The organism is Paenibacillus sp. LT-B23 (assembly GCF_059417685.1).
In genome coordinates this window covers 1-6,337 of sequence record NZ_JBSQBM010000051.1, presented here as the reverse complement: position 1 = coordinate 6,337, position 6,337 = coordinate 1, and the positions used below count along the sequence as shown (strand labels likewise).

The window sequence follows — 6,337 nt, the reverse complement described above, 5'->3', positions numbered from 1 at the left end:
GTGTGTTTCTTGCAAATCTCGAAATCGACTTGACCAGAATCAGATCCAGTTTACCGTTTCGGGCATCCTGTATCATCCGATTAAAGTGCGTCCTATTTTTGGTGTTGGTTCCGGTGATCCCTTCGTCGGCGTAAATATCAGCCATTTCCCATTCCAAGTTGTTTTGAATGTATTGGGTATAATGATTGACCTGATTGGTATAGCTTTCCTTTTGCTCCTCAGAATCGGTACTAACCCGACAATAGGCAGCGACTTTCTTCTTTTGAATCGATTGAATTCCCTCTACGATGTCCATCGTTTTAATGGGAACGACAACGACTTTTTTTGCGGTTGCAGCTTGCGCCATAGGTGTTTCTCCCTTCGATATCTTCTTTATACGGTCACATGGTATAATGCTTGCGGCACATCATCAAGTCCATTTCTGTCCATGTTATAGCTACTTGAAAGACTTTTTATTAAGCTCATCAATCGCTATGAACTCTTCTTCTGTAATTACATGTTGTGATCTCAATTGTTTTAACAAGCTTAGACTGAGTAGGTAGTCGATGGATTTTCGTTGCATATGTATGTGGCTCCTTTGAAATGAAAATGGCTCACTTCTAAGGCAAGCCAATAGATATAATGCTTAGAATAAATTTTTAAGGCTAATGGTCTTTTCTATAGTCATGCTAGGATCGCTTACTAAGGTGGCTGTCAATGTTAAAGCTTTGTTGATCGTTCCACTACTGCTTCCTGCCTTTATGGTTACGCTATTTCCTGTACTCGCTGTCATGCTTCCCTTAGTAGGAGTTGAATCATCTTGATTCCGTAGGCTCCACTCTACCGACTGGTCAAACACTTCTGTTCCATGATCATAGATATGGCTGACGTATGAGGAGCTTTGGCCTGTTTTGAGCATGGGATTGCCGGTAATGGCTATCGAATAGATATGCGTTCCTGTTTCGACGACTCTCAATTCAAGGGTACTCTGTACTGTGGGGTGATACGTTAGTTTTGCGGTAATACTTGCTTGTCCCAGAGCAATGCCCATAACCTGGCCTTGCTGATCTACACTAACCACATTCGGATCACTGGATACATAGGTAATCGCCGGATTCGCTATCTCATCCCCATTATCCGTAGCAGTTGCATCCAACGGTATTGTTTCGTTGAGCAGCACATGAGCTATCGTTCCCTGATTGATATGTAATGCATATGTATGAGCAACCTCGTACTTCCATCTGTCTGCAATGTTATGTTCCACGTCATCATAAGCTGTATTTATGCTATCTAATGTGCAGCTTAACTGGATGATGCCATTCAGCGTGCGATCAATTCCAGTCACTTTGAACGGCTGATGAGTAATGTAGAATCGTTGGCTTAATGTAATGCCCTTTGTATCTGTATGGTCCTGTAGACTAACCAGAATGTTGCCCTCCGGCATGGAGATAACTTTACCTGTTTCCGTTGAAAACGTTCTGGCTTCTACCACAGCATCAAACCACTTCACCTGCCCACTCCAGTTCAAAGCCAAACGTTGATTACATTTTTTCATTCTGCCTCGACAAGACTGTTCATTTCGATCCACCTGACTGATAACTAAATATCGTTCATAACGATAATATCTCCTGTATGTAAAGGTGTTGCTGCTCGAATAATTTTTTCATCGGTCATCCGAATGGTATCTGTCGCATCCCGGATCAGAGCAAGCTGCTTTACACTATTAATTTGCACTAGTTCGCCTTTCTCTCGTAGAAAAAAATCCAGCATGGGGTCTAAGCTCCGTGTCACTCCTCCACCTCCAATGTAAAATCCGGCTTACAGCGATACAGGTACAACTCCATATAATCGCTCCATTTCTTCATGTCCAAAATGATAAAGATGCTCATGCTAATTCGGACATAGCCGTTTAATTGCAATAAGGATTCCAGCGGACAGAAAGCTCGATATGTCGTCTCTAGTATGTAACCATCTTCAAATGAAAAGCTTTTGTGATAAGGTTGTACATCTGCCATCACTGAAAGAACAGGGTTGAAATGAGTAACATCCAAAATTTCCAGCTTCGTATCATAGAACATTAATCTGTACCGACCTTGATTTTAGGTAGAGGAAGAGCAAATCGAATACTTACCGGAATGCCTGTTTCATATGTGGCTGAGCGTTCACCTTCCTGCTTATTTATAAGTCCAACCGACTCTCTATGTTTATAAAGATACACCGCATAATCGACCATAATATCATCATATTCCACAGGGAGTGTTGCCACATTACAATAGCCAAAAATATTACTCCTCGCTTTATTCAAATAGTGGATCAGGATATCACCCTTGGATAATTCTGTTGGTTGCATGCCTAATAATCGTTTAATCAAAATCAATGAATCATTCATGTGCTGCCTCCTGTACTTCCTTTACCTGTGCCTTCTCGGTACGTTTCATATTCTTGACTGTTTGAGCTTTCGTTACAGGTTCATCTTCTGCAATCTCATCTGGATTAGGCTCATTCACCTGCTCATAATGCCCATTAGCCTGTAACCTCAACACCAACTCCTGATCTGTGACTTCCCATATACATCCTGTTTCTTGATTCAAAAACCACATCTTATCACCCTCCAAAAAATGAAAATTAGGGCATCCAAAACGGACACCCTAAACGTGTTTCTTCTATTATAATGTGTTTTCATGTGATCTCATTTTCAATTAAGACTTATTCGCTGTGAGTACAGCGAGGGCTTCCGGCTTGATACATTTAGCTCCGAATACCTGTAGACCTTTCACCGCATCTGAAAATTGTTTCTCTGGTCTGAATGCTTCCACCGAATCCACTTGCCCGGCAAACGAAATGGCACTTTTATGACCTGCGATGATTTTATACTTGGCTCCTTCTGTATTTGGCACATTGTTGGATTTATAAACGGTCATGCCATCAATATCTCCCACATAGCCTGTGCGGATAAGATTCGGGTCTTTGGTGAAACGGGCATCTTTCAGCAGCAAGCCATAGTACCATGCAGGAACCACAACAAATCGTTCCGATTCAGGTACACTATTTTCGTCCAGCAATACACCCAAATCAATCAGCAAATCATAGGCTGTATCCTTCGTTGGAACAATAGGCGCTGTATCATTGCCAAATGTATTCTCAGCTTTGACCTCCGTATAAAATCCAGCAAGATACTGATCGACTACATCGGCCAGTCCATACGAGGCTTCCACGATTCCACCATCTAGTAGATTTACATTCGCTTGAGCAGCATCGACATCATCCACCTGAAAGTTGAAATACTTCGCCTGATCGATCACTAATGTTTTTTGTGTAGCATCCAGTTCCTGTGGATTCCCGATTCCAGCTACCTTGTCATAATTTCCAATCGTCACCGCTCCAATCGAATTGATTTTTACTGTGGAGCCTTGACCTTGAATCTCACCTTCATAATCGGTGTTGACCACATTGCCATACACCAAATTCTTTTTCAGACTTTCATTTAAACGTGCGCTCCAAATGGTAGGAATAAAATGTTGTACTGACATATCTAATCACCTTGTCCTTTTCGTTTATTATTGTTTGTTTTGTAATGCTTGCTTGACTTGATCCCAATGCTAATTAATTTCGTTTGGCGACATGCTTTTAATCGTATCCAATGTGAATGTGCTACTCGTTGAACTAGCTGGGGGTGTATATCCATCCCCTTTGAGCCGTAGCTCGACTTGCTGTTGAATTGCCACTTGTAGCGATTGTTCCAACATAGCCAAATTTGCTGTCGTCGCTTCTTCATCCGCACCAATAAAAAAATCCACTAAAGGGAGTGGAAGTTTCTTCTCGGATGCTATTTTTACTGCTTGGCTGGTTAACCGTTCACGTTGCTTCTCCAGTTTCATATCTTCGACTTCGGCTCGTAGTTTCTCAACTTCGATTTCTCTCTCATCCTGAGCCGGGAATCGCTTCTTGATCTCAGCATCCACTGCACTTTCCAGATGATTAGCTTTCCATGTTTCCAGCGATTTAGCGGATCGTTTGTCCACCGTGCTATCGAACCAACGTTTTGCTTGCTGATTAGATTGGATGTATTGCTCTATCCCTTCCACGCTATACGGATTCAAACTCTGAAGATACGTTTGCCATTCCTCGTTTGTTTGGTTTTCTTCAATCAACTGCTTCATTTGTTCCAATTGCATTTTCATTTAATCTCCTTTATTGCCCATTCGACTCTGTAGAACCGAACACGCTTATGTATGTTTGAGCCGTTTAATGTCATGCTCAGGACAGCAATGTAACGCTTTAGAAATCACAAAAACGAGGAAAAGGTACAAACATACCCACTCCCCACTTTTACCTATTTTTCATCCTTTGTTTATTTGGATTTTTGACAGTCTAAAGCGTTACATCAAGCCTATTGCTTGCTTAAACTTCAGAAACGTATATGTATGCTAAAACTGTATCATATTGAATATCATGCTCAAGACAATCATGTAACGCATTAGAAAACGCAAAAGTAACGAAAAGGTACAAGCATACCAACTCCTCATTTTTGCCTATTTTTAACCCTTTGTTTACAGGGCTTTTTCCCACCTCTAAAGCGTTACATCGAGCCGTCTTTTTGTCTGAACTTCCGAACACGTATCCTAATATTTTCTTTTCTCGCTTTACCTCTACACTTCTCACAACATTTCTGCCGATTCTAATTTGCCGAAAATGTTCCTCCACAACGTGTACAGTTCACCCTCGGCTTCGCTGTCTTAGGCTCAGTCTCTAGATTACGTTCAGACTTATATTCTCGCTCCAGCTTCTCGTCTATTGGCAGCACTCCATTTTCAAAATAGGTACAACGGGGTAGACCATCATCTTGAGCGAAAAATACACATGGGCCATCCTGTAAGCAGCAATAGTTTGGGATTCCATGTTTCGTTCCAAGATAGCATGCACAATTATTCTTAACTAACCGCTTGAACCTATTTTTATTCTGCATCTGATACCTCCTTATCCGTAGCAATTAATCGCTGCTGTTCTGCATGAAATTTATTGAATTCCAGCTTCGGATTCTCAACAAACGGAAGCAACGTGAGCAACGTTTCCTGAGATACGACTTGCTGCAATTTGACGATGACATCAGCCATCCCAACCAAGTCTGTCGGTAAGTTACGAGTAAACTTCACTGCAATATCCCTGTAATCATATTGCACACCTTCTTTAATGTGCAGGAACGTAAAGAAATTACGTAAACGCTGCTTGATTGCCTTTTCCATCAAAGCTTCCCTCATCGCTACTCGATTCTCCAAATTCAAAAGTTTATTTCTAAGCGCTAAGGAGGACGTATTACTAGCCCAATTCTCATTAAAGTTGACCTGATCCATCATGTCGAAGATTTTGCGTTCAATATTATCCAACTCGTTTTTTACAAAAGAATCATTAATCTCCTTCGTAAGCCAACTTACCTTTCCTCCAGCTGGAACCTGAATAATGCCCATCTTCTTCATATTCAATAAGTCTTCAGCTTCCAGCTTGGCATTCTCAATCACAAGATAGGCGTTGCGATGATCTGCAATTTCATTGACCAAGTCTGAATTCAACGCATTATAGGCATCAAATAAAGAAATCACATCATGGAAGCCGCTTTTTCTCTCCGTATTGGCTGGACAGGAGATAAGTGGTACTCTTCCAAAGATGTGATTATGTTTGCCGATATATTTTAATTCAGGTGCTTGGTTTGGCTTTATTGAATTGTGTTTATCATCACTGTCGATTGTATAGTGTAGAATTTCATGGTCGGTATACACGTCCAGATAGACTTGCTTATCAAACCGCTTCGTAAATTTATGTAGGCCAAGTAATACGTTTCTTTCTGCTGTTCCGTCCTCCAACACATACGCATTCAAAGGGGATAATACAGTGGCTGAAAACTGGCCATCGGAGTCAATATAATTCAACTCGAAGCTCTCGCCAAAGATTTCAGATTGTTTTCGAAGCTGTAAATTATGCTCTTTGTCCCAATGACTCATATGTACATCTATATTATGTATAGCTTCGTCCTGATCCGACTTGGACACACAGTTTACTGGCTTACCGAGCAGATAACCCACTTCATTATCCACAAACTTACGAGGGAAATTGAAAATAAGCTTTTGGTTGCTACGGCTTTCTTGCATGGCATAGTTCTTGAGAACAGCATGCTGACCATTGTAGTAATCTGAATATTTCTGTTTAGCTATTGCAGCCGATTGGAGTTCGTTTAGACATTCAATAATGATTTGTTCCGTTATTTGCAAATAGATTCTTCCTCTCAAAATAGGTTAAGTATTTGTTGCTTGAATAAAGAAAAGAACCACCTTTACTAAGGTAGTTCCTTGTTGAAATAATAGTT

Annotated in this window: 11 protein-coding genes; all 11 read right to left on the bottom strand. The window is 40.9% G+C overall.

All coding sequences use genetic code 11. The annotated features are described in order from the left end of the window. Positions 1 to 346 (bottom strand): recombinase family protein (locus ACWXW9_RS28780; RefSeq protein ID WP_494932177.1); only part of this gene is annotated, 346 nt, incomplete at its 3' end. Positions 347 to 436: 90 nt separating this feature from the next. Then, positions 437 to 562: an SHOCT domain-containing protein gene (locus ACWXW9_RS28775; RefSeq protein WP_010348683.1), complete on the bottom strand. Its 126-nt coding sequence runs from the start codon at positions 560 to 562 to the stop codon at positions 437 to 439. A 63-nt stretch (positions 563 to 625) separates the two neighbouring features. Next, positions 626 to 1,534, bottom strand: coding sequence for an Ig-like domain-containing protein (locus ACWXW9_RS28770; protein ID WP_494932176.1), 909 nt, complete (start codon positions 1,532 to 1,534; stop codon positions 626 to 628). Positions 1,535 to 1,578: 44 nt separating this feature from the next. Then, on the bottom strand, positions 1,579 to 1,770 hold the full coding sequence (locus tag ACWXW9_RS28765) for a hypothetical protein (protein ID WP_494932175.1): 192 nt from the start codon (positions 1,768 to 1,770) through the stop codon (positions 1,579 to 1,581). Continuing rightward, positions 1,767 to 2,057: a hypothetical protein gene (locus ACWXW9_RS28760; protein WP_494932174.1), complete on the bottom strand. Its 291-nt coding sequence runs from the start codon at positions 2,055 to 2,057 to the stop codon at positions 1,767 to 1,769. Before ACWXW9_RS28760 ends, ACWXW9_RS28765 begins: the two co-directional genes overlap by 4 nt. After that, positions 2,057 to 2,368 carry a phage head-tail connector protein gene (locus tag ACWXW9_RS28755; RefSeq protein ID WP_494932173.1) on the bottom strand — a complete coding sequence of 104 codons (312 nt, stop codon included), beginning with the start codon at positions 2,366 to 2,368 and terminating at the stop codon, positions 2,057 to 2,059. The genes ACWXW9_RS28760 and ACWXW9_RS28755 overlap by 1 nt, the downstream gene beginning before the upstream one ends. Further along, complete coding sequence (locus ACWXW9_RS28750; protein WP_283652803.1) at positions 2,361 to 2,579, bottom strand: hypothetical protein; 219 nt, start codon at positions 2,577 to 2,579, stop codon at positions 2,361 to 2,363. Before ACWXW9_RS28750 ends, ACWXW9_RS28755 begins: the two co-directional genes overlap by 8 nt. Before the next feature lie 99 nt (positions 2,580 to 2,678). Next, positions 2,679 to 3,509, bottom strand: coding sequence for a phage major capsid protein (locus ACWXW9_RS28745; RefSeq protein ID WP_494932172.1), 831 nt, complete (start codon positions 3,507 to 3,509; stop codon positions 2,679 to 2,681). Positions 3,510 to 3,578: 69 nt separating this feature from the next. Beyond that, positions 3,579 to 4,154 carry a DUF4355 domain-containing protein gene (locus ACWXW9_RS28740; protein WP_494932171.1) on the bottom strand — a complete coding sequence of 192 codons (576 nt, stop codon included), beginning with the start codon at positions 4,152 to 4,154 and terminating at the stop codon, positions 3,579 to 3,581. A 503-nt stretch (positions 4,155 to 4,657) separates the two neighbouring features. Beyond that, positions 4,658 to 4,945 carry a hypothetical protein gene (locus ACWXW9_RS28735; protein WP_494932170.1) on the bottom strand — a complete coding sequence of 96 codons (288 nt, stop codon included), beginning with the start codon at positions 4,943 to 4,945 and terminating at the stop codon, positions 4,658 to 4,660. Continuing rightward, entirely contained in the window at positions 4,935 to 6,242 is a 1,308-nt protein-coding gene (locus tag ACWXW9_RS28730) for a phage portal protein (RefSeq protein ID WP_494932169.1), read from the bottom strand. Before ACWXW9_RS28730 ends, ACWXW9_RS28735 begins: the two co-directional genes overlap by 11 nt. Positions 6,243 to 6,337 lie beyond the last annotated feature (95 nt).